Origin of the sequence: Spirosoma flavum (assembly GCF_042686045.1) — a bacterium.
In the GTDB taxonomy this organism is placed as follows: Bacteria; Bacteroidota; Bacteroidia; order Cytophagales; family Spirosomataceae; genus Spirosoma; species Spirosoma flavum.
On sequence record NZ_JBHUOM010000002.1, the window covers coordinates 1,254,090 to 1,278,667 of the forward strand.

General features: G+C 48.3%; 13 protein-coding genes. All 13 read left to right on the forward strand.

Features of this window, described 5'->3' with window-relative positions:
• Positions 1-287: 287 nt before the first annotated feature.
• The 13 genes from ACFS25_RS10670 to ACFS25_RS10730 all read left to right on the forward strand — a co-directional run bounded on the left by ACFS25_RS10670 (position 288) and on the right by ACFS25_RS10730 (position 24,523).
• Complete coding sequence (locus tag ACFS25_RS10670) at positions 288-2,837, forward strand: FdhF/YdeP family oxidoreductase (protein WP_381499771.1); 2,550 nt, start codon at positions 288-290, stop codon at positions 2,835-2,837.
• Between the two features lie 232 nt (positions 2,838-3,069).
• Positions 3,070-3,714, forward strand: a complete 645-nt coding sequence (locus tag ACFS25_RS10675) for an HAD family hydrolase (protein WP_381499775.1) — start codon at positions 3,070-3,072, stop codon at positions 3,712-3,714.
• A 305-nt stretch (positions 3,715-4,019) separates the two neighbouring features.
• Positions 4,020-6,224, forward strand: a complete 2,205-nt coding sequence (locus tag ACFS25_RS10680; RefSeq protein ID WP_381500862.1) for a S9 family peptidase — start codon at positions 4,020-4,022, stop codon at positions 6,222-6,224.
• 571 nt (positions 6,225-6,795) lie between these two features.
• Positions 6,796-10,482 carry an NPCBM/NEW2 domain-containing protein gene (locus ACFS25_RS10685; protein ID WP_381499777.1) on the forward strand — a complete coding sequence of 1,229 codons (3,687 nt, stop codon included), beginning with the start codon at positions 6,796-6,798 and terminating at the stop codon, positions 10,480-10,482.
• Between the two features lie 212 nt (positions 10,483-10,694).
• A complete protein-coding gene (locus ACFS25_RS10690; protein WP_381499780.1) occupies positions 10,695-11,108 on the forward strand; it encodes a hypothetical protein in 414 nt (137 codons plus the stop codon).
• Positions 11,109-11,353: 245 nt separating this feature from the next.
• Positions 11,354-11,830 carry a hypothetical protein gene (locus ACFS25_RS10695; RefSeq protein WP_381499783.1) on the forward strand — a complete coding sequence of 159 codons (477 nt, stop codon included), beginning with the start codon at positions 11,354-11,356 and terminating at the stop codon, positions 11,828-11,830.
• A 135-nt stretch (positions 11,831-11,965) separates the two neighbouring features.
• Positions 11,966-13,147, forward strand: coding sequence for a PepSY-associated TM helix domain-containing protein (locus ACFS25_RS10700; RefSeq protein WP_381499786.1), 1,182 nt, complete (start codon positions 11,966-11,968; stop codon positions 13,145-13,147).
• Positions 13,148-13,419: 272 nt separating this feature from the next.
• The gene (locus tag ACFS25_RS10705) at positions 13,420-14,022 is read left to right on the forward strand and encodes an RNA polymerase sigma factor (RefSeq protein ID WP_381499789.1); all 603 of its coding nucleotides are present in this window, start codon (positions 13,420-13,422) and stop codon (positions 14,020-14,022) included.
• A 110-nt stretch (positions 14,023-14,132) separates the two neighbouring features.
• A complete protein-coding gene (locus ACFS25_RS10710) occupies positions 14,133-15,251 on the forward strand; it encodes a FecR family protein (RefSeq protein WP_381499792.1) in 1,119 nt (372 codons plus the stop codon).
• Between the two features lie 184 nt (positions 15,252-15,435).
• The gene (locus ACFS25_RS10715; RefSeq protein ID WP_381499795.1) at positions 15,436-18,885 is read left to right on the forward strand and encodes a TonB-dependent receptor; all 3,450 of its coding nucleotides are present in this window, start codon (positions 15,436-15,438) and stop codon (positions 18,883-18,885) included.
• Positions 18,886-18,928: 43 nt separating this feature from the next.
• Positions 18,929-20,659, forward strand: a complete 1,731-nt coding sequence (locus tag ACFS25_RS10720) for a RagB/SusD family nutrient uptake outer membrane protein (protein ID WP_381499798.1) — start codon at positions 18,929-18,931, stop codon at positions 20,657-20,659.
• A 238-nt stretch (positions 20,660-20,897) separates the two neighbouring features.
• Complete coding sequence (locus ACFS25_RS10725) at positions 20,898-23,084, forward strand: outer membrane protein assembly factor BamB family protein (protein ID WP_381499801.1); 2,187 nt, start codon at positions 20,898-20,900, stop codon at positions 23,082-23,084.
• A gap of 59 nt (positions 23,085-23,143) precedes the next feature.
• Positions 23,144-24,523, forward strand: a complete 1,380-nt coding sequence (locus ACFS25_RS10730; RefSeq protein WP_456242997.1) for an enolase C-terminal domain-like protein — start codon at positions 23,144-23,146, stop codon at positions 24,521-24,523.
• The last annotated feature ends 55 nt before the right edge of the window (positions 24,524-24,578 follow it).

Below are 24,578 nucleotides of genomic sequence, written 5' to 3' on the forward strand. Positions count from 1 at the left end.
CGGCCAATAATAAGCAACTTCGGTGAGCTAATCAGCGTCTATACGTGCTGTTTTTTGTACCGTATTTTAGTTTTGTGGCGTAGTGTAAATAGGGTTAAATGTACGCGCTTTGTTTGAATGAGCGTATGGAGAATATCCTGTAAAAAAAAAGCTGATTTATTGTTAGCCCATAGGCCCTGTTATTTAGTTACGGATATAGTAAGTTAGGTAGATAAACGCTCCCTTTTGTCTTACCAAACCAGCACTCTCAACGTTCTGTTTCCCCGGCCTCATGGTCATTCTAAAGCATGGAAAAGTCCCCAAACAACGAATCTAAGCCCAGTAAGCCGGCTGAGCAGGATGTCAATAATAAGCCTAGAAGCGGTGAGCGCCCCAACCAGGGTACCGAGATGACCAACGACCACTATGATTCACAGGGGAAGCCCGACGCCGATAAACGCGTTTTCCCCGCTCCCGACAATGTAGGGGCCAAGCATAGAAATCCTGTGCTGGCTCAACCGCCCGAAGAATTTACGGGTCTTAAACTCGGCAAACCTGCAACGGTGGCTGCCGGGGTTACCGCCGTGCTCAAGTCCATGGAGTTTTCGTGGGGTGAAGCGGGCGTTAGTCGTGGTACACAGGCGCTATTGAACCTTAACCAGAAAGATGGTTTCGACTGTTCGTCCTGCGCCTGGCCTGACCCCGACGACCATCGTTCGTTTGCTGAATTTTGCGAAAACGGCGCTAAAGCAACGGCGTCTGATGCTGATACCCGTCGCGCCGATCCAGCGTTTTTCGCTAAACACAGCTTAGTGGATTTGTCGCACATGACCGACCGCGATTTAAATAATGCCGGTCGGTTGACGCATCCGATGGTGCTTCGTCCCCAAGCCACGCATTATACCCAGATCACCTGGCCCGAAGCGTTCCAGTTGGTTGCTGATGAGCTGAACGCCCTGAAGTCGCCCGACGAAGCCATCTTTTACACGTCGGGGAAGGTGCCTAATGAACCGGCGTATCTATACCAGCTTTTTGTGCGGCAGTTTGGTACGAATAACCTGCCCGACTGCTCGAATATGTGCCACGAAAGTAGTGGCTCGGCCCTAAGTCCTACGTTGGGATTAGGCAAAGGGTCGGTGACGCTGAACGACGTTCATGAGGCCGAAGTTATCCTCATTATGGGGCAGAATCCCGGCACTAATCACCCTCGTATGCTCTCGGCACTGCAAATAGCCAAGCGTAACGGGGCCAAAATTATTGCCGTTAATCCACTGCATGAAGCGGGCTTGAGCCATTTCAAGAATCCGCAGGATTTTATGAATCCCATCAAGGCGGTTGGTACATTGCTTGGGCAGGGTACGCCTATTGCCGATCTTCACCTACAGGTTAGGATTAACGGCGATATGGCTGTGCTTCGGGGCATTATGAAGCACCTGTTACGATCCGAAGAATTGAATCCCGGTGAGGTCATTGATTATGAATTCATTAAAGAGTATACGACCAAGTACGATGAGTTTCTGGATACGATCCGCAAGACTACTTGGGAAGATATTGAGCAAATGAGTGGCGTGTCGCGGGAGCAACTGCTCGAAGCGGCCAACATCATTGCGCCCAAACAAAAGATTATTACGTGTTGGGCAATGGGCCTTACCCAGCAGAAAAATGGTGTGATGAGCATTCAGGAAATTGTGAATCTGCACTTGATGAAAGGAGCGGTGGGCAAACCTGGAGCTGGTACCTGCCCCGTGCGCGGCCACTCGAATGTGCAGGGCGACCGAACGATGGGTATCTGGGAGCGGCCTCACAAGGAATTTCTTGATGCGCTGGTAAAAGAGTACAATTTTGAACCGCCCCGCGAACATGGCTACGACACAGTAGAAGGCATTAAGGCCATGTACGAAGACAAAACGGGCGTCTTTATAAGCTTGGGTGGTAATTTTCTATCGGCCTCGCCTGATACGGAATTTGTAGCTGAGGGCCTTCGTAAACAGCGACTTACGGTATTTATAAGTACTAAACTAAATCGTGGTCACCTAGTAACGGGTAAGACATCGTTGATTTTGCCCTGCCTGACCCATGTTGATATCGATATGCAACTCTCAGGTCACCAGTTCACCTCCTGCGAAAACTCGATGGGTGTCGTCAGTCAAAATAAAGGCGTTCTGAAGCCTCTGGATGGAGAAATGCTGAGTGAAGTAGCCATCATTTCGGGTATTGCCATTTCTACATTAGGCGACCGAACGAAGGTTGACTGGGTAGGGTATACAGAAAACTATGATACGATTCGGGATGCTATTTCCCGCGTGATTCCCGGCTTCGACAAATTCAACGAGAAAATTCGAATACCCGGTGGTTTTTATTTGCCCAATGGCCCCCGCGAACGAAATTTCACCACAGAAAACGGCAAGGCTAATTTCACGGTGACTGAGATGGTGCAACACAACATCGAACCCGATCAATTAGTACTGATGTCTATTCGTAGTCATGATCAATTCAATACGACGATCTACGATTACAATGACCGGTATCGGGGTGTATATGGCGAGCGACGCGTAATTTTCATGAACCCGCAGGACATGAAAACCCGTGGCATTCGGGAGCGTCAACTGGTGAATATCACAAGCCACTTTGACGGACAACAGAGAAAGCTGGAGAAGTTTGTCGCCATTCCTTACAATATTCCCAAGGGCGATACGGCGGCTTACTACCCCGAAATGAATCCGTTGGTGCCCGTAGCCAGTGTTGCCTACATTAGCAACACCCCAACGTCGAAGTTCGTGATTGTGACCGTGGAACCCGTTGCTGAACATTTGCCAGAGGGCAGCACGTTGGCTGTACCAATGGCAATGGAAGCCTGATACAAGTAGTGTAAATGGGGTGAGTTGAAACCTAAGTCATCCTGAATTTTCGATACAACTGCGAACGTAAAAGCCTTCCGAATGTCGTAGTTTGCCAAACTATGACATTCGGAAGGCTTTCTTATGCGTATGAGTAGGAAGGATCATCTGCGTGCATATATCCGCTCAACTAAAAATGGAGCGTTCGTCGTACGTGCCTGAAAAACTAAAAAACAAACTAGCTGAGAGGAACATGGAAACACAAAATAAACTGGAAAACGAACAACCAATTACGACCTTATTTGTGGACATCGGGGGTGTTTTACTGACAAACGGATGGGGCCGTCAGTCTCGTAAGCTAGCCGCAGAAACATTCGATCTGAATTTGGTTGAGTTAGAAGAAAGGCATCATCTGACCTTTGATACTTATGAGGTTGGTAAGCTGACGCTGGAAGAATACCTTGATCGGGTGGTCTTTTACGAGCCCCGATCATTCACTATCGACACATTTCGGGCGTTCATGTATTCACAATCGAAGCCTTACCCGGAAATGATTGCCTTGGTTCGACAATTGAAAGAAAAGTACCGTCTGAAAATAGCCGTAGTCAATAATGAAGGACGCGAAATGAATTCGTATCGGATTCAAACCTTCAAGCTGAATGAATTTGTAGATTTTTTCATTTCTTCCTCCTTCGTTCACTTTCGCAAACCTGACGCAGATATTTTTCGGGTTGCGCTCGACATCGCTCAAGTACCCATCAATCAGGTACTCTACCTCGACGATCGATCTATGTTTGTCGATGTAGCGGAGGGTCTGGGAATTCAAGGAATTTGCCATGTAGACTACCTGTCTACGCGTGCCAAGTTGGAATCGTTTGGGTTGACTATAGAGGATTAGCTACAGGAGCAAATTCTTATTATCTCGTTTCAATTGCCTTGAACTGCCGCATTTGTTAAACATATTTCAAGCAGCAATGGTGTACCACGATCTAACCGGGTCGTGGTTTTTTTTTGAACTAATTTATTAGTAGTAAAACTAATTTACTAGTTTTGTCGCTGGCTTATCCTTGTCTACTCCTTATAAATCAAATACACCGACGCTGAGTAATGAACAAATTAACACGAGCTGAGCGCCACATAAGTACATTGGGCAAACGTAGCAAATCAAATATCACTTTCCTGCTGGTCGGTTTTCTGTTGAGTATGCCGGTCTACCTGTCGGCCCAGGGCCGTTTGGCGGATTACCAACGATCCGAAGCGTTGAAAACCAAGCTGAAAGATAAAGTATATAATGCACCGTCGCAGGTTAACTGGACGGCAAGCGGCAAGCGGTGCTGGTACCTAATTCAGACGGCACGTGGTAAAGAGTTTGTTATTATTGAACCCCAGAAGAAATCCCGGCAATCCGCTTTCGACCACGAACAATTAGCGAAAAAACTGTCGGAAGCAACGGGTAAAAAAATAGATCCTTTCCAACTTCCATTCACCATTATCACATTCGAGAAAGACGATCAGGCGTTTGACTTCGTGGCCGAATGCTTTACCTGGCAGTATTCGCCGGGTTCTGGGACTATTCACAAAAAGGCACCCGTATTGGCTGATCAACCTGACCGTCGACTGGGGGGGATTAGTGCCACTGGACAAACCGAAAAGCCCGTTTTTTCACCCGATAGTAACTCAACTGCTTACATAAAAAATCACAACCTATATGTGCGTTCTGAAAAAACGAAACAGGAAAGACAACTAAGTTTCGACGGCTCAGCCGGTGACTACTATGCCGGAACTATTCAATGGTCACCCGATTCAAAAAAACTGCTAACCAGCAAAATCCGTCCAAATACCCCACACCTCATTTATTTCGTGCGCTCCTCGCCACAGGATCAGCTTCAGCCTAAGCTGGAGAATCGGGAATATTTGAAGCCGGGCGATGCGTTGCCCGTGAGTCGGCCTCAGCTATTTTTGGTTGAGGAGGGCAAACAGATTCCAGTAGACGATGCGTTATTTACCCAACAATACCGGCTGACGCTGCTGGAATGGCGAAAAGACAGCCGCGCCTTCACATTTGAATACAATCAGCGGGGTCACCAGGTGTATCGGGTGCTGGAAGTCAACGCAGCTACGGGTGCGGTCAGGCCATTAGTGGAGGAGCAAAGTAAAACATTCATCGAATACACCTACAAGCACTACCGCCACGACGTAGCCGACGGTAAAGAAATGATCTGGACCTCCGAACGCGACGGCTGGAATCACCTTTACCTGATTGATTGCGCAACAGGCAAGGTCAAGAAGCAACTCACGAAGGGCGACTGGGTGGTTCGAAACGTGGTACAGGTAGACGAAGCAAATCGCACTGTTCTATTTGCGGGCAGTGGTAAAAATGTTGGTCAGGACCCGTACTTTACACAGTATTACAAAGTAAACTTTGACGGTACCGGCCTGACTGCGCTGACGAGTGACAATGCCAACCACACGGCTACATTCTCGCCCGATTTTCTGACGTTTATTGATTCGTACTCCCGGGTCGATATGCCGCCGATAACCGTGTTGCGCAGTGCCATTGACGGTTCCGTACTGATGGAACTAGAAAAGGCGGACATCTCAGAATGGCAAAAATCGGGCTGGCAGGCACCGGATGTGTTTACGGCTAAAGCCCGCGATGGCAAAACCGACATTTGGGGTATCATTATCCGACCAACCAACTTCGATCCAGCCAAAAAATACCCAGTTATTGAGAATATATATGCCGGGCCGCATAGTTCGTTTACGCCCAAGGCGTTTATGACAAACAATCGATCGATGCACGAACTGGCCGAACTAGGCTTTATTGTTGTGCAGCTGGATGGTATGGGTACCTCCAACCGCTCGAAGGCGTTCCATGATGTATGCTGGAAAAATCTTAAAGATGCCGGTTTGCCCGACCGGATTCTCTGGATGCAGGCCGCTGCCCAGAAGTATGCGTACATGGACATCAGCCGGGTGGGTGTCTATGGCACTTCGGCGGGCGGACAAAGCGCAGCCGGAGCAGTTCTGTTTCACCCCGAATTTTACAAAGTCGCTGTGTCGTCATGCGGTTGCCACGATAATCGGATGGATAAAATGTGGTGGAATGAGCAGTGGATGGGTTATCCTGTTGGCCCACAGTATGCCGAATGCTCTAATGTAACGAATGCGTACAGGCTACAGGGCAATCTGTTACTGATGGTGGGTGAAGTAGATGATAATGTCGATCCGGCCTCGACGATGCAGGTAGCTGATGCCTTAATTAAAGCTAATAAGGATTTTGATCTGGTTGTGCTACCCGGTGTTGGTCATTCGTCAGGTGGCGAATACGGCGAACGCAAGCGTCGGGACTTCTTTGTCAAACATCTGTTAGGTGTGGATCCTCCCGCCTGGACAAAAAATCCTTAATTGAAAAACAGTACTGCGATAGGTTCACATATGCCGCTGATTTGGTTGGATGCTACTAGATTACGTATCTGAATACTGAAGTAAAACGAACATTTCAGTCGTTAACTCCCCACGATTCATCACAAAGCGCATCAAGATCGGTAGGCCGTTTCGCGCCCGTGCTACTCGAAAAATGGTCTACTGTAGCCTTGACTAAGCGGCAGGTACGAATGCCGTGATGATTAATTTTCTGAAATTTTTCTGGCGGTCAGCAATAGTTCAGCTTCCCGTACAGGCTCAGGCTGTTTTCTTCCAACTCGCTGACCAGCTCCGCCTACATCTCCTAATCCGTTGTCGACAAAGTCCAACGGGTTCCAAGTATCGTGCCTTCTCGTATTTTACTGTTATTATTTACCAGATAATATATATTTATACTATTAGTTAATAAAAAGTAAAATTATTAAACATATATAAAAAAATATTAAATTATAGTAACATATATTTAGGGTATAGTTAATACGTATCCTATCCGAATGCAACTATATAGCAATAATAGTTTACTTACTACTAACACTCTAGCTTTATCTGTAACTTGAAGAAATATTCACCCCACCGGGCGGTAATGCTGATGCGTTATGGCCCGGTTTGTCTACTGCTTATTGGCGGACTGTCAACGAGTTTTGGGCAAACAACTTACTACGTAGCCAACTCGGGCAACGACAGTAACACCGGGCGCTCAAGCGAGATTCCGTTTCAGACAATAGCGAAGATCAATAGTCTGACTTTACAGCCTGGAGATCAGGTATTGTTTCGGCGAAGCGATACGTTTCGAGGCAGTCTGCAACTCCGCCAGTCGGGCTCACCCGGTAAACCCATTGTGGTTGACGCGTATGGGTCTGGTAACAAACCTGTTCTGGCCGGATCTGTGGCGATCAGCAACTGGGTAAGCATTGGTAATAATACCTGGCAGGCTACCTGTTCTACCTGCGGAGACCGCGTGACGGGCCTATACCGCGACAATTCAGCCTTACCATTGGGCCGGTACCCCAATCTCACCGCAACCAATAAAGGTTACCTGACTGTGCAATCGCACACGGGTAAAACGCAACTTACCAGTCAGCAAGCACTACCAACAAACTGGACAGGAGGGGAGGCCGTATTTCGTCCAGTGACATGGATACTGAATCGGGCCAAGATTACCGGGAAGACTGGCAATACCTTAACACTGGAAGGTGGTGGTAATTACGATATAAGCGACAACTGGGGCTATTTTATTCAGAATCACCCGGCCACCCTCGACCAGGTAGGTGAATGGTATTACAACCCGGCCAACAAAACAATCCAACTGTACGACGACCAGACAAACCCGAACGGCAAGACGATTACGGCTACTACCTTTTCCGACGTTGTGAATTTGTCCAACGTGTCTTTCGTGAGTGTACGTAATCTACAACTTACTCAGGCACGGTCCACCGGCCTGGCGATTACGAACAGCTCTAACCTCGTTATCACGACTAATGACATTACCCAATCGGGTGAAGATGGTATCCTTATTCAGGGAAGTGGTAATCAGGTGTTACTGGAGGGGAATCTGATTGAAAATGTCAATAATAATGGTGTTAACATCGCTGCCTATCAGAACGTTACATTCCGGGGTAATACCATTCGGAACGTCGGCCTCATTCCGGGCCGGGGTAAAAGTGGCGATGGCACCTACGTGGGTTTCCAGTCGGCCTGCACCGCTAATACATTGATTGAAAACAATGTATTAGATAATATTGGCTACAACGCACTCAACTTCTCAACCAGTACAACCATTCAGCGAAACAAAATCAGCAACTTTTGCCTGACTAAAAGCGACGGAAGCGGTTTATACATCTGGAATGGTAATCAGCAGCCCCTGGCAGATATTCATTTGTTGTCCAACGTTGTCTATAACGCTATTGGTGCCCCGGAAGGCGCGCCAAGCGGCACATACTCAGGGGCTAATGGTATTTACCTCGACGACTGTACAACGAACATTGAGGTCGCTGGTAATTCGGTGTATAACTGCAATGGCTATGGCGTGTATCTGCACGGTTCATCCAACATTAAACTGACGGGTAACACGGCTTATAACAATTCCGGTGGGCAGTTATCCATCACCAGCTCCAACGGTTGTCAGCCGCGTAACAATGTAATTCAGAATAATATTTTTGTGAGCCGGTTGGCAAATCAGTTCAATGTAAAGTACGAGTCGAACCAAAATGATTTAGCCAGCTACGGTCTTTTTGATAACAACGTGTATGCGCGCCCCTTCGAGGATACCTACACAATCTTAGCCGTGTATAATCGTACCATTGGCGCTTCCCTCTCGATGGCACAGTGGAAAAGCCAATACGGAAAAGATATGGCATCGACCAAAAGCCCGTTTACGTACACCTCCGGCAACCCGGACGACTACATTAAATACATAGCTAATTCAACGGCTACTGCCACGCTGGTTTCGCTGGAGGGTACCTATCGAGATGCGCGAAACAAAGTGTGTACCGGTCAAATAACGGTACCCGCATTTTCGTCGGTAGTCTTGCTAAAAGATATTACCCCGGTGGTGCCGCTACGGAGTGCTGATAACCCGGCCACTACCGTAGCCGGACTGGACTACCGATGCTACGAAGGTAACTGGAGTAACCTGCCTGATTTTAATACACTCATCGCCGTTAAGACTGGGGTCAACAGCACACTTGATCTCTCGGTGCGCAGCCGCGAAAGTACGTACGCTTTGCGCTACACGGGCTATATCAATATACCCACCGATGGGACGTATACTTTCTATACCACCTCCGATGATGGCAGCAAACTCCTGATTGGTACGACTGAGGTAGTCAATAACGACGGCCTTCATGCAGAAACCGAAAAGTCAGGAAAAATTGGTCTAAAAGCCGGTAAACATGCACTAAGCATTCTCTATCTTCAGGGGGGCGGGGGCCAGACACTTACTGCCAGCTATGAAGGCCCCGGCATCAGCAAGCAGGCGGTTCCGGCATCGGCCTTCTATCGGGTGCCTCCCATTAGTACTGGTAGTGGGAGTACCAGTGTGGGTAATGGCACTGGTCTTTTGGGTGAATACTTCAATACGACCAACCTCACCGCACCCGCTGTACTAACGCGCACCGATGCAACGGTAAATTTTGACTGGAGTACCAATTCGCCCGCGCCCGGCACTATTAACACCGATAATTTTTCTGTTCGGTGGACGGGTCAGGTGCAGATACCCGTTACGGGCAGCTATACGTTTAGTACCACATCCGACGATGGCGTTCGGCTTTGGGTCAACGGTGCCATGGTCATTAATGACTGGAATGCCCATCCTACAACAACCAATAATAGTACTCCGCTGACGCTGACCGCTGGCCAGCGTTACACCATCCAGATGGAATACTTTGACGGGACAGCTGGTGCGATGGCTAAATTACTGTGGGCCTATCCGGGACAGGTGCAGCAGGCGGTTCCTAAGAGTTATTTGTATCCGGCTACACCGACACCACCACCATCCAGCGGCAAGGTCACATACCTATCTGACTTAACCTGGACGGCTGCCACGAATGGATATGGACCTGTTGAAAAAGACCGTAGTAACGGTGAATCGGGGACGGGGGATGGGCGGACGTTAACGCTCAACGGGGTGACTTATCCAAAGGGTCTGGGCATACACGCGCCCGCCGATATTACGTACAATCTAGGCGGTAAGTACACCATCTTTAGTACAGCGATGGGTATTGACGATGAGATGAGTAATGACGGGTGCGGAACGGTTAATTTCAACATCTACGTAGACAATGTGCTGGTTTATAGCAGCGGTAAGATGACTCCGGCCAGTGCGACTAAATCAATTGATCTCAATGTGTCGGGCAAACAGACGTTACGATTAGTGGTGACAGATGGGGGCGACGGTAATACCTGCGACCATGCCGATTGGGCCGGGGCACGATTGACAGGGTCAGGTAGTGGACGAATAGCCGCTCTTGGTGATGAAGTTAAGTCAGACGTGATCATCCAAATTTATCCGGTACCCGCCCATGATGAAGTACGTATTCGGTACTATGCTGAGTCTGATGGCGAGGTAGCTGTGCAGTTGGTCAGTATGGCGACTCTACCGGTTAGACAAGTAATTCACCAGGTAGTACAGGGCGAAAACATCATTAAGGTACCCGTTGGCGACCTTGATCGGGGTATTTATGTACTTACATTAACCCAGGGCCAGCAACGCTTAAGTCGTAAAGTGCTACTTACCGAGTGATAATATGTAACATCTAAACTTTTTAAGCAGTAGGTTACAACTACTTAAAAATCAACTGAAAAGCCGTGTCTGTTAAATCCGGACGCGGCTTTTCAGTTGATTGATTTTGGGATTGTCTTAGCCTGGAAATCTATACAGACGTTTTCGCAGGCGGTAGCACACTGGCAACTGGCCGGATTTTACTATTCTTATAAAATCTGTTCTTACAAAAGATGAATTGGTTTTCGGACTACCTTTGCCCGATCATGCGTTCCCTGCTGACATACATTCTGTTGTTTGCCGTTCTGCTGCCTAGCGTCAGTCCGTGGGGAATTATTGCGCATTACCAACTTAATAAGGAATACATTGCCCGCGTCCTGTGCGAGAATCGTAATCGCCCCGAGTTGCACTGCGATGGCAAATGCTATTTAGCCAGGAGGCTCCAAGCTCAGCAGGATAAACAGGATAAGGAAACCACCGAGCGGGTACATAATATGCCTCTGATGCAGCTTTTCTGTGAATCGGGCTTTTATTTCAACTTCTCTGGCCCCACCCGATTCTTTACTCTCCAGCGTTTCGTTTACTTAGTTTCTCATTACGATTCGCCCATCTGCGTATTGCTTCGTCCTCCGCGCAGGCACGCCTAGTCAATAAACCAAGTTTGGGTAGTCCATCGGTTGTAGGTTCACTACAACTCAATTCGCTATGCATTGACTGGGCCTCATTGACGCTCTGTCTTCACCAATTTTCGGTAGTCAAGACGGCGGTACTTGTCTCGTCTATTGATAGTTACGTCGTTTATTTTATTTCTTCTTTATAACTTCTTCACTTCCCTTATTCGTCTGTACTTAGTATAGTCAGCGAGTAAAAGGATATTTAATTACGAATAATCATGATCAAAATTCAATCCTTACTAATCTGTTTGCTAGTCCTGGCAGGGGTTGGCTGTCAATCCAATCATCAATCCGAAACGGCAACTACGTCGTCCGACACAACCACTCAGGCCACTTCGGAAGTGGTTGCTTCTCTGGAAAAAGACGTTTTGGCTGTACACGATAGTGCCATGCTTGACATGAGTGATATGATGCGGGTGAAAAAGGCAGTGACTTTACAGCTAACCGAATTATCTGGTAAAAAGCCTTCTGCTGAGGTGACCCAGCGTAAAGAGCAGGGATTACGTGTCAGCAATGTCCTCGCCAAAGCAGATGAGGCTATGATGGCCTGGATGTATGAGTACAACGGAGACACTCTTCATAAACTCGACCATAAACAGGCGATGCTATACTTGAAAGAGCAGCAGCTAAAAGTCAACACCGTGCGTCAACGGATGCGTAAAAGTATAGCCGATGCTAAAACGTATCTGAAATGACCATGAACTTATATCATTGTGAAATCGGTCTTTTCTGGCTTGTCGGTAGCAATCGCTATGGATTCTCAAGCGAAAGATTGCCTCACTTGAGAAAGCTGGAAATTGTCAAAAAGAAATTGATGGGGAAATCATTGTATGAATAAAACGCGTCGTTTATTTAGTCTCCATAGCTGGTTTGGCCTGCTCTCCGGCGTTTTTCTACTCCTCCTGGGGCTAAGTGGCTCATTCTTGGTTTTTCGTGATGAGATTGATCACCTGGCCAACCACACGTTATTGACGGTTCAGCCGCCGTCTATGGATGGCCATAGTGGGAATGCTCCCTGCTGTCCGGGTACTCGACATACTCCGGGCACTCGTTCACTTGCTCAGTTCTACCGGATTATAACGGATCGCTACCCTAACCTCGATGGTATTGCCTGGCTCAATCCCAACGCTCGACCGGAGGAAGCCTACGATTTTCGATTGTATCTCAACGATGTTCACCTGTTCACTTACGATCTGGGGCTAATCTCGTTTAATCCCTACACCGGGGCTATCCTGCGCGAAGGGAAATCCAGTGATTTTACTCCTAGTCTGATCGAGTGGATATACCAGTTTCATTTTAGCTTTCAACTAGGCACGCCGGGGGCTGCGCTAACGGCTATTTTCGGGCTGACAATGCTGGTGTCGTTACTTACCGGACTCGTGGTGTACCGTAAATCTATATGGAAAGTGCTTTTCTTCCGGGCTCGCCTTAATCGAAAGAACTGGCGTACCCTTAGTTCCGACCTGCATCGTATTGTGGGAGTGTGGGCACTTCTGCTGAACTCGGTTATCTTTTTCACCGGTTTCTGGATGAATCTCTTTGCGTTTAAACCTGCTTCCTGGCATAATGAAATCACGCCGACAAAGCCTAATACGCTGACTGGACTATCGCTCGACACGCTGTACAGAAAAGCCTTAGCCCAGATGCCGGACCTGCAACCTTCCTCGGTATACTTACCTACCCAACCTGAGCGTATGTTTCGCGTCAGTGGTCCGGTAAACGGGCAACTGGCTCTTTTTGGGGGTAGTAATTCGGTTAGCCTGGATGGTCAAACGGGTGCCGTCAAGCAGGTTAGCCGATTGTCTCAGAAGGGAACATGGGCCAAAATTGAAGCAACTTTCTTCCCATTACACGTCGGTAATTACGGCGGTCTACCGGTCAAAATTCTGTACGTACTCATTGGGCTAACGCCTGGTTTGTTATCTATTACAGGCTTTCTACTCTGGTGGCGACGAATGAGTAAACCAGTACGAAAAGTTACGAGGACAGCTATACTGGCAAAATCGGTCTGACAGGCGAATCCGTTGTTATAACGCACGCAATAATCAAAAAAACGGTTTTGGCTCCCCGGCATAAAAACTGGGGAGCCTTCATTACGAACCATTATCTAAGCAGTTTTATATGACAAGGCTGTCCAGGCAACGGCTTGTAAATCAGTGCAATGAATTTGTGAAAACCACGTAAAATTATTTTAGTGTAATACAATCATTAGCAGACCAATATAAAATTACACTTGTCGTCTTTAGACTTTATAGACTATAGTCATCATTCTTTGGTCGGTTTTATGACAGTTGATTATCGTGATTTAACTCCTCAGGAATTATGGCAACGCTTCAAAGCTGGCGACGAGCGAGCTTTGGGGGAATTAGCTCGGGAACACTATCCCAGCCTGTATAACTATGGCCTGCGGGTAACGACGGACTCTGAACTAGTTTGGGACACAATCCAAGACCTTTTTCTGGAGCTGTGGGATCGTCGGGAATCGGTGGGGAATGCTGTTTTTGTAAAAACATACTTGTTAAAAGCACTACGCTACAAATTATTGAAAATTCGGGTTCAGCAGTATCCACCCATTCACCTTGATGAGTCTGAACCAGTCAAAATGCCTTTTGTCGTATCGATAGAGGAGGAAATAATTGACAATGAACTACATGATGAGCAGGCGCGGCTGTTGCATCAACTGATGGCTACGCTCAGTAAGCGTCAGCAGGAAGTCTTATATCTACGGTTTTATCAAAATTTAGACAATCACGAAATTTCTCACATAATGGGGATGGAGCGTCAGAGTGTGGCCAATCTTTTACACCGAACGTTTAAAGAACTCCGGAGCCAGTGGTCACCTCATTTGTTTATTTTCTTATTGATGTTTGCCCAGTCAGAACGGTAACTGGCGCTAAATTGTACTCTAGGCGAAAATATTTTTACATTTTTGTGAGTATCGATTACGGAGAAATAGCACTATAGAGTTAGAAGCAACAGTGTGCTATTTGCTCCGCCATGAACTACGAGACTTACAACGCCGAAGATTTTCTGTTCGATGAGTCATTTCGCCAATGGATAGAGGGAACCTCTCCTCAGGCGATTACTTTTTGGGAGCAGTGGCTGGTGCAACATCCTGACCGGACCGATGTGGTTAAGCAGGCACAGGAACTCGTACGCGCCTTGAACGACCATTACCGTGATGATGCGCCCACTGATCGGTTTACGAGCGAACTCGACTGCCTGATGCAGCGTGCCGCCGAACGTCGGGATGCCGAATCAGAGACGCCGATCCTCCCAATTGGTCAACGTTATTCGTGGTGGCGTTGGGGAGTGGCCGCTTCCATTATTATTACGGTTGGTTTGAGTATTTGGCTATACCGTCACATTACCCCAAGAGCAGGACATGATTCGTATGCTCATCTTACGAAAAAAGCTCCGCTTCCGCTTCAGGAAAAGGTCAATACCAGTACCCATGTTGTCAACATTTTACTCAGTGATGGCACCCTCGTAACGCTACAGCCCAAGAGCCGTTTGAGTTATCCGAAGCGTTTTGATACGAGTGACAGAACGGTTTATCTCAATGGTGAAGCCTTCTTCGATGTGGTCAGGAACCCTGCTAAACCATTCCTGATCTATGCTAATCAAACCGTAACCAAAGTACTGGGTACCAGCTTTATCGTTCGGGCATTTGAGGAAGAAAAGGATGTAATCGTAACCGTGAGAACGGGTCGGGTATCGGTTTATAAACAGCAGGATTTCGAAAAAGCACAGCAGTCAGGTTTGCGACGGATTCAAGGCATTATATTGACGCCAAACCAGCAAATGACTTACAACCTGGAGGATAGCCATCTGACGAAAGCCCTGGTTGAGAAACCAACGGCGTTGATGCCGGAAATTCCCAGTCGTGAACAGGTCTTTGAAGATGCCCCCGTTGCTAAAGTCTTTTCGACTATTGAACGGACATACGGCGTGAAGCTTCTTTACAATGAAGATGATCTTTCGGCTTGCCTGGTCAATCTTACCTTTTCCAACGAAAGTCTGCTTGAGCGGCTTGATGTAGTCTGTCAGACCGTTGGGGCTTCGTATGAGGTGTTGGATGGGCAAATTGTCATTACCAGTAAAGGTTGCAAGTAGTTCCAATCCCTTAACCTCTAGTATCTCGCTTATGAAGCAGTAATTCCCTTTTCAGAAAAAAAGTCAGCGATGGTTCCAGCATCACTGACTTCAATCGCACCCTTGTTCGAGACCCTCATCCAGGATGAGGCAGGGGGTTCTTTGTCTATTCCTAAATTCAAATAACCAAAAAACAAGTAAAAATATGAAAGAACTTCGACAACCGCTTAGCCTGTTGCGTAGCCTTATGAAATTTACTGTATATCAGTTACTACTAGCGGCAATAGTAGCCGGGTTGGCAACTGCCCGCTCGGTTGAAGCACAGCAAGTTATGGATCAGCGCGTTACGCTGCGAGCCGATAACATGACCATAAAAAACCTGTTGAACCAACTGGGACATCAGGCTGACGTACGGTTTGCCTACCGGTCAGCTCTCGTACAGTTGAATAACCGGGTATCGATGAATGCCACGAATCAACGTTTAGGTGAAGTCCTGGACAACCTGCTCAAACCTCTTGACGTAGCCTATTACGTGAAAGGACGGCAGATTATTCTTAATCAGGAACCAGCACCGAAAGAAACTGAGGAGTCAGCAAATACAAACGACGCGGCTTTTACTGACCGTGCCGTTTCGGGGAGTGTTTCTGATGAAGCAGGTGCCGGACTACCCGGTGTAAGCGTGGTTGTGAAAGGTACGCAGCGTGGTACGACGACGGATGCAAATGGGCAGTACCGCATAAATCTACTCACGGGCGATGCTGTACTGGTGTACAGCTTTGTCGGGTATTTAAGTCAGGAGGTTACCGTAGGTGATCGCTCTGAACTGAATGTCAAATTAGCCACCGATACCAAGAACCTCAACGAAGTAGTGGTCGTTGGGTACGGTACGCAGAAGCGATCTGATCTGACTGGCTCTATCTCATCGGTGAAATCTGAAGATGTAAGGAACCTTCCCGTCAGAAGCGTAAACGAAGCATTACAGGGCCGGGCCGCAGGTGTTCAGGTCACGCGTAATGACGGAGCGCCGGGAAGCAGTTCGGATATTGTCATCCGTGGGGTCGGGTCAATTGGCGGCATGTCTCCCCTGTACATTGTCGATGGCATACGAATGTCGGCGGGTAACAACTTTAATCTTCAGGATGTCGAATCCATTGAAATTTTGAAAGATGCCAGTGCTGCCGCTATTTATGGAGCGCAGGCTGCTGGTGGAGTGGTACTCGTTACGACCAAACGAGGTACGACTATGGATAAAATGAAGATCAATTTCAATGCCTACTATGGTGTTCGACAACCCAGGAATCTATACAAAATGCTGAATACGGCGGACTATATTACCGCTAAAAAAGCGTTTGGCGTTAGTACCGGCGGCTGGGGTGACCCAAGTACATTGCCCGATAACGACTGGGTAAAGGATTTGTACCAAAATGGATCGGATCAGAGTTATTCCCTGTCATTATCGGGAGCCACCGCCAAAACCAATTATTACCTATCGGCCAATTACCAGCGGGAAGGTGGTACAATGATCGACAATTCGTTTGAGCGGTATGGGATTCGTTCGAATGCTGATTTTAAAATCAATAAAAAACTGAAGGTGGGTGAAACCTTGTATGCCTGGAAAACGAGCAACAACCCGACCGTAACTACTACCTTTCCCTTCCGGTCAGCGCCTGTCGTTCCGGTGTACGATGCCTCCAATCCGTATGGTGGCTGGGCCAAGACAGGGACATTTTTTACCGGGTCAAATCTTGTAGGACAGGAATACCAGAACCACATAAAGAATGAACAATATGCGCTGGAAGGCAATATGTATGTCGACTGGGAAATTCTTAAAGGGCTTAATCTTCGCTCTACGGTAGGGGCTTCGATATACAGTACAAAGAACTACAAATTCACGGAAGCGTATGACTACGGAACGGTTGCGAATCACAATGCCTACCTGAACCGTGAAAATGACAATCAGCGTAATTTTACAGCCAACTTTGTTCTGACCTATGCAAAAACCATTGATCAGCACGAGTTTAAAGTATTGGCAGGGTATGAAGCGTATCAATCAGACCTGAGTAGTTTAGTGGCGTCAGCCCAGAGCTTCCCCTATGTTACGTATAATTTGGGCCTGACCAGTAACCCCAGCAGCTACGTAGCGAGTGGCGGTGAGTTTCCCCAGACCCGTTTACTGTCTCAATTTGGGCGTATCAACTACACGTACGCCAATAAATATCTGCTGACGGCCACCGTTCGCCGGGATGGTTCAGACCGATTCGGGCCAGCCAATAAATTTGGTGTTTTCCCATCGGCCTCGGTTGGCTGGAAACTGAATGAAGAAACGTTCATCCGGGATAACCTTACCTACGTTTCGAATCTGAAACTGAGGGCCAGCTACGGGAAGCTGGGAAGTACCAGCAATATACCCCAATATACGTATCAGAATTCGTTTGGTGGAACGGGGGGAACCACCAGTATGGGTCTACCTGACGGGTCACGTTCCAAAGGATATGCACTTACCGCTCAGCTAGCCAATCAGGACATTAAGTGGGAGTCCGTTAATCAGGCAGATATTGGCTTAGATATTGGCCTGATGAATAACCGCCTGAATATCACGGTTGATTGGTATAGCCGCCAGACAAACGGAATGATTTACCAGGTTCCAGCCCCATTGTCTACTGGTTTCGGCAGTACATCCGTCTATACCAACATTGGTCAGATGAGCAACAAGGGCCTTGAGCTAGCAATCGATTATCGGGGTAAAGCGGGGCAGTTTACCTATGGAATTTCGGGCAATGCTTCATTTAATGCCAACCTTGTAAAAAAACTGGATGGTAATAACAACAACCCGATTAATGATGGGACTGCTGGTGATTATCTGGAGAGTACGGTATCCCGCACCCAGGCAGGTCAACCTCTGGGCCAGTTTTATGGGTATAAAACGGATGGGATTTTCCAAAGTAACGCGGAGGTAACGGCGCTGAACCAAAAGGCACAGGAAGCTGCCGCTGCGGCTGGAGGTAGTACGGCAGGGGTTTATTATCAGGCGGCTGCTACGGGAGCGGGCGACTTGAAATTCCAGGATCTCAATGGAGATGGTAAGATTACCACAGCGGATAAGACCTTCATTGGTAATCCGTGGCCGAAAATGACGTATGGTATTACGCTGAATATGGCCTGGAAAGGATTGGACTTTTCGGCCTTGTTTCAAGGGATTACCGGAGTAGATGTGTTCAATGGAAACAAATACTACACGCCCATCTTTGTTGGTGATTACAATACCACCAGAGAAATTTTCAACACGTCTTACTTTAATGGCAATGGCCTCACCAACCTACCCCGGGTAGGGTACACGGATGCGTCCGGCAACTACGTTCGTGACCCCAACGCTAACTATACTCGCATCTCAGATTATGCCGTTGAAAGTGGTGCGTTTCTCAAACTGCGTAATGTTCAGGTCGGCTATACGCTTCCAGCCTCGCTGATGAAACAGTGGAAGATGTCCGGAATTCGAGTGTACGTGCAAGGCCAAAATCTGCTAACGTTCACTAAATACTCCGGACTTGATCCTGAAGTACTTGGCCGTAATGGTACTACCGCGCGGGGCGTCGATACGATCTACTCGTACCCTCGTACTACTCTTGTTTCCATGGGCGTTGACGTGACTTTCTAATCATCATTCACTGTCGTAAGTGACACAAAAAAGATACTCCATTATGAACGTACTAGTCAAACTCTCCCTCTTTGTCTTACTCTTGAGTATAGCATCCTGCAAAGAGGATTTTGTGAATGTAGACAATCCAACGGCTATTTCTACCGCCAGTTATCCCAATTCGGTGTCTGATCTGGAACAACTTCTCGCGGGCGTTTATGCTACTCAACATGCCTCAGGTCTATTCGGGCATAACATGTTAGCCAAAAATACCTATCTGTGGGAGCACACAACGGATTTAAGCTGGCAGGGAACAACCACATGGATTCAACTGGCGCAAAATAATTCACAGCCCAATGATAGTTTTTTGCAGGGAACCTGGCAGGACTTGTGGCGGGGGGTGCAGCGTTGCAATACATTGCTGGCCAGCATTGAAACCTTCAATGCAAAAGCTACTGCTACGGACGTGGTATCTGCCAATTTTATCAAAGGGCAGACGCTCTATCTGCGGGCCTGGTATTATTTTTACCTGACGACGCTATGGGGCGAAAGTTTTATTGTAGACGGACAGGGTGGCGACAAAATGGGTGTGCCTATTATCACAAAAACATCGTCCAGTCTCCCCGAAACGCAGGTAGCGCGGGCTACGGTCAAGGAGTGCTGGGCTTTCATTGTCAGTGATCTGAAAGCCGCAGAAACCATTCTGACCGCGAAAACATGGACTGGATCGACCGATAAATACAAAGTAAGTGGATGGGCTGTTAAAGCATTTCTGGGGAAAGTGTATGTGTATACACAGGACTGGACGAATGCTAAAACATACCTCGGCGATGTGATCACGAATAGTGGGAAGTCGCTGGTTTCCTTCGATGTATACAAAACCATGTTTAACGGGCAAAATGAGTTCAACTCAGAGTCACTAGTTGAGCTTAATATGAACATTGACATGACTTATCGTGGCACGGACGACCTATCAATGGGCTCAAGTATCGGGATGGTTATTGCCCCGACCTATGTGGGAACCAATGGCGCACAGGCGGCATCGGCCTGGTCGAACGTCTTTCCGCATGCTAAAAACATTGCTCGTTTTGGCTTTAATCTGGGGCACTATTTCCCGGCCGGAACGGCTACGGCCAATGTGGCTAATGTCGATAAGTCATACATCACCCGTTCTGTGGCTGCCCGTGCCAATAAAACAGTGGATCCCCGCTTGTGGGTCGCTTGTCTGCAGCCTTATGTCGATTCGATGATTGTGACGGGAGTCAAACAGCCAATTTCTCACTATCTGGACGTCTCGGAAATTGATATGGAAGCCTGGAGTTTCCGGAAATATATTAATCTGGCGGGTACGGAAGGGGAAGTTAATATGGCTAACGGCGACAATATACTCTGGCTCCGTCTGGCTGATGTATATCTGCTGTACGCTGAAACCCTAACGCATACCGGCGACAATGCTACCGCGTTGGAATATGTCAATAAAGTTAGACGACGAGCGTATGGGTTTGCTGTCAATACGCCGTCAACCGTTGATTATAAAACCTTGACAGATCAAACCAGTGCTCCCGACATTGTACTTAAAAATGACCCGCTTAAATATGAACGATGGGCTGAACTGTTTGGTGAAGGGTACTGGTGGTTTGACGTTTGTCGCTGGAAAATTGGCGATAAGGAAGCCGCTTACTATCAGCGGGTTCGCGGTGGGGCCATTCAATGGAACGCCACCGATTATGCCCAACCTATCCCGATCAATGAGATCACGTCAAACTTCAGTATGAAACAAAATCCTGGCTATTAAGCCGGAATTTGCTGTCAAGTTGATGACCGCGTAGGTACTATACAACAGACTGCCTACGCGGTCATTAATGAATTCAACCCTACCTCATGAAGCAGACATTCATTGTTTTTGGTGTGCTGTTTAGCATGACCAGTGCTATTCCTTTGACCATTTTTCGCAGGTTTACCGGCTGCTTATAAATAGCCGATTCGCTGACACCTGGCTGTTTTTCTAAAGAAGCCATTTTACATAGGCATCCATGAAGTACATCATAAGACTTGGATTGATTGGCGTGTTGGGCCTGGTATTCGCGGCCATTCATCCGAATCGGGATGAAGTATCTGCTGATCCACCCGGTAATTCAGATTGGGTCAACTACGGCGGTAACAAGGCTGGTAACCGGTATTCGCCCCTTACGCAGATTAACCTTGGAAACGTTAAAAATCTCACTGTAGCCTGGACATACAACGCGGCTGATGTTGATGGTAAAACCAGCCGCCAACCAGAGATTCAGTGTCAGCCCATTGTGGTAAATGGCGTTCTCTACGGCACAACACCTAAACTAAAATTATTTGCGTTACGGGCTAACACAGGCGAACAAGTCTGGACATTTGATCCATTTAAAGATAAGGCCCCTCGATTCAATCCGAACCGGGGTGTCATGTATTGGGAAGATGGAGCGGACAAACGCATACTCTATACGGCTGGCCCCACACTCTTCGCGATCAACGCCTTGACGGGTGAACCTATTGATCTGTTTGGTAAACATGGCGAGGTGGATTTACGGGAAGGTTTAATGGACAACCCGAAACAGGATATAACGAAGCTGGCCGTCACGGCAACCAGTCCGGGCGTCATTTATAAGGATTTGCTGGTCATAGGTTGCACCGTCTCCGAGTATGGCGATGCCGCACCGGGCCATGTACGGGCTTTTGACATACGTACCGGAAAGATACGCTGGACATTCCACACCGTTCCCCAACCGGGTGAGGCTGGCTACGAGACCTGGCCTAAAGATGCCTACAAAAAAATAGGTGGAGCTAACAACTGGGCTGGCATGGTTCTCGATGAAAAACGGGGCATGGTCTATCTGGGCACAGGTTCACCGGCGGTTGATTTTTATGGCGGGAGCCGGGCCGGGCAAAATTTGTATGCGGACTGTATCCTCGCCCTCAATGCCAAAACCGGTAAAATGAACTGGTACTACCAGACCGTACATCATGATTTGTGGGACCGTGATTTGCCGTGCCAACCCAATTTGGTTACCGTAACGCATAATGGCCGCAAAGTTGATGCGGTGGCTCAATCTACGAAAGATGGCTTGATTTATGTGCTTGACCGTGATACGGGTGCTTCCCTTTTCCCCGTTGAGGAACGGGCTGTTCCAACATCTGGTCTCCCCGGTGAACAGCCCTGGCCTAAGCAGAGATTCCCGCTGAAGCCAGTGCCCTTTGCCCGGCAAGTGTTTACCGAAGCGGACATTACGAATCGCACACCCGAAGCGCATGCCTTCGTTAAAGAGCGATTTCAGAAAACGCGCTCAGGCAATAAGTTTATGCCACCGAGTCTGGAAGGAACGCTGTTCTTCGGCATTGGTGGCGGGGCCGAATGGGGTGGTAACGCTGCCGACCCGGATGGTATCCTGTACCAGAATTCGAACGAAATGGTCTGGGATTTAAAAATGATGGATATGGCCGCCCGGACCGCCGAAATAGCCTCAAAAGGGAAAGCACTTTACCAGAACAACTGTGCCGCTTGCCACGGTTCCGACCGGAAAGGGAGTGGCGACGCCTATCCCAGTCTGGTTGATATTGGGAAGAGACTGTCGCCCCCCGATATACAGGCTATTCTGAAAACAGGTCGGGGCCGGATGCCCTCATTCGAGCATATTGCCGAGCAGGACCGCAGTACACTAGTTCGTTTTCTACTTAACACGGAAACCAAAGCCAGTGAAACGGGCGATCAGCACAGTGCTGCGGCTCCTGCGGTTGTCGCCGAGAAATCCGACTTCCCGTACATCCCACCTTACATCAACAATGGTTGGACACGCTTCTTCGACCCGGATGGCTATCCGGCTGTAAAACCGCCCTGGGGAACGCTCAACGCTATTAATCTAAATACCGGAGAATACGTGTGGAAGGTTTCGCTAGGCGAGTTTCCTGAATTGACGAAAAAAGGTATGCCAATAACAGGCACCGAAAACTATGGCGGACCGATTGTCACGGCGGGCGGTCTAATCTTTATCGCAGCTACGTATGATGAGCGAATCCGGGCTTTCGACCGGAAGACAGGCAAGGTTGTGTGGGAATATCAGCTTCCGGCTGGCGGTTTTGCTACCCCCATTACATACCAGGTTAATGGAAAACAATATGTCGTCATTGCTGCCGGAGGGGTAAAAAACGGCCACAAACCGGGGGGGTCTTACATCGCTTTTGCGCTGCCCTAACTAAAACCTGATTGAACAGAAAGAATAAATAAACGCCTTAACTCGTCAAAACTCATTCTATGAATACGCCCCCTGAATCACACGAAAAACAAGTGTATCAAAACCGCCGTGATACGTTAAAAATGCTGGGCTTCGGCTCTACGGCCAGTCTCTTAGGCTTGTTTGGTGGTATGTCTACCGCCGAAGCACGCGAGCAACAAGCCAAACCTCAGTACGCCGTCGGCGCACCAACAGTCAAAATTAAAAGCGTGAAAGCCATCGCCACCGCACCCCAGGGGTCCAACCTGATTGTGGTGAAAGTGGAAACCACCGAACCCGGTCTCTATGGTTTGGGCTGCGCCACCTTCACCCAACGCGCGGCAACGGTCATCGTAGCCATCAACACCTACCTCAACGAGTTCTGCGTCGGCAAAGACGTCGATAACATCGAAGACATGTGGCAGGCCGCCTATGTTAGTTCGTATTGGCGCAACGGGCCTGTGCTCAATAACGCTCTCTCGGGTCTGGATCAGGCCCTGTGGGATATTAAAGGCAAACGAGCCAAAATGCCCGTGTATCAATTATTGGGCGGTAAAGTGCGCTTCGCCATTCCCTGCTACACCCACGCGGGCGGTAACACGCCCGAAGAAGCCGCCGATAGCGTCAAGAAATTCATGGAGCAGGGCTTTCGACACATTCGCATTCAGCAGGGCGGTTACGGGGCGGTGGGAGCTACTTCTGATAAACCTGACTTTAAAGCGGCTGGGTTTGGGGGCGAAACGGACAATTACATGAACGTACAGCTCTACCTGAAATCTGTTCCCAAGATGTTCGAGGTCGTTCGAAAACAGTGCGGAGATGAGATTGAATTGCTGCATGACATTCATGAACGGGTACAGCCCATCGAGGCCATCAACATAATTAAGCGGGTGGAAGACTATCGCCCTTTCTTCATTGAGGATCCCTTCTCGCCCGAAAACATGAAGTGGTTTGCGCAACTTCGGCAGGCTACGTCGGTGCCCATTGCGATGGGGGAATTGTTCAACAACGTCAATGAGTTCAAAGAGCCAATGGTCAACCAGTGGTTCGATTTTATTCGGATCCACGTCTCGCAGATTGGGGGTATCACCCCAGCGATGAAAGTGGCCCGGTTGGGCGAGTGGTTCAACATCCGCACCGCCTGGCATGGACCGGGAGACGTGTCACCGGTGGGTCACGCGGCCCATGCGCACATCGATCTGGCGGTATGGAATTTCGGCATTCAGGAAGCGGTGCAGTTTTCGGACAAAATGAAAGAGGTATTCAGTGGTTGTCCAACGATGAACAAGGGCTACATGTCGGTCAATGAGGTGCCGGGGTTGGGTGTAGACATCAACGAGAAGGAAGCGGCCAAATACCCCATCAGCACCAAATCTAACTGGCAGGTGCGCAAGATGGACGGCACCATCATCAGACCGTAAAAAAAACTGACTGAACCAATCTCTTGAAGGGAGCTTCACTAACGATCAATCAAAG